1 protein-coding gene is annotated in these 1,217 nt (G+C 41.7%); it reads right to left on the minus strand.

Features of this window, described 5'->3' with window-relative positions:
- Positions 1 to 328: 328 nt before the first annotated feature.
- The gene (locus tag CWB77_RS17510) at positions 329 to 943 is read right to left on the minus strand and encodes a trimeric intracellular cation channel family protein (protein ID WP_008108278.1); all 615 of its coding nucleotides are present in this window, start codon (positions 941 to 943) and stop codon (positions 329 to 331) included.
- Between the last annotated feature and the right edge of the window lie 274 nt (positions 944 to 1,217).

Here is a 1,217-nt window from a genome sequence, read left to right on the forward strand (position 1 = left end):
CGTAGTAGTTTTTCATTGTTATTTATCCTATAAATACTAGGGTCTGTTGACCTTTCAAGGTTGAATTTGCAGCAGTCTGTTTGGTATTTAGGCAAGGCAGAGCCTATGTGGTGTGGTTATTCCCCATAAATAGGCGATAACGCAGCATTAATGCCAAACAGGCGCTGCCCGAAGGGTTCTGCCTAGGGGCTATTTACTCTTTGTTGCTCGGTTTTCACTTAGTCCACTAGGTTACAAACCTCGCGCCGCGATTAAATCGCCCCTAGTTTGAACAAATTTTAATCCGCAAAGGTCAACAGGCCCTAGTTAACAACTGTATTAACCCAGTTTAGTCAGGATATTTAAAAACATGTAATATAATCTTCCATTTAATCGCCGAAAAGCGTAGCAATAAGGTCATTAGCATACTCAGAATCATTGCCACTTCCACCGTTAACGATAGGTTGATACTTAATGTATAGACAATGCCACCAGCAATACAGGTAATAGCATACAACTCACCTTTAAGCAGCATTGGAATATCGCGGGCAAGCACGTCGCGAATAAGCCCACCAAAACAGGGGGTTATTACAGCCATAATCACAACCGTCATATCTGGCATACCAGCCAATTGCGCTTTTTGCGCTCCCATGACCGCAAAAAAGGCTAAGCCAAACGCGTCAGCGGTTTGCAATACATAGTATGGAATGGATTTTTGCTTATTGATCAGTCGTGTAGTAACCAGAACCGCCACCAAAATAGCGTAGAAGTAGCTTTGGTCGTGTAACCAAAATACGGGCTGGTCGAGTATCACATCGCGAACGGTACCGCCGCCAATAGCCGTAACAGTTGCAAGTACAACTACACCAAAGCCATCCATTTTCTTTTCATAGGCTACCAAGGTGCCTGAGATAGCAAATACCGCCACACCTATTAAATCAAACCAGTGATAAAGTTCAGTCATAATTTTGATTACAAAAAGTTTTAAAGAGTTTAGTGCATAGCATACTAAATATTCAGCAATAACACTTTCAAAAAGTAGAATTAGAAAAGAACAGCAGGTATACGTGTTAAAAATAGCGTGAGGGAATATGAATTTTAGGCATAAAAAAACACTCTTGTAGAGTGCCGATTTAATAAAACATGTTATTTCAGTGGTTGCGGGAGCCAGAGTTTGTAAGGAGCGAACCGACGACCTTTGCTGGCTAATGAAGAGCTGAGACCGACGAGCTATTTAC

This window comes from Pseudoalteromonas sp. S1610, from assembly GCF_005887465.1.
GTDB classification, from domain to species: Bacteria; Pseudomonadota; Gammaproteobacteria; order Enterobacterales; family Alteromonadaceae; genus Pseudoalteromonas; species Pseudoalteromonas undina.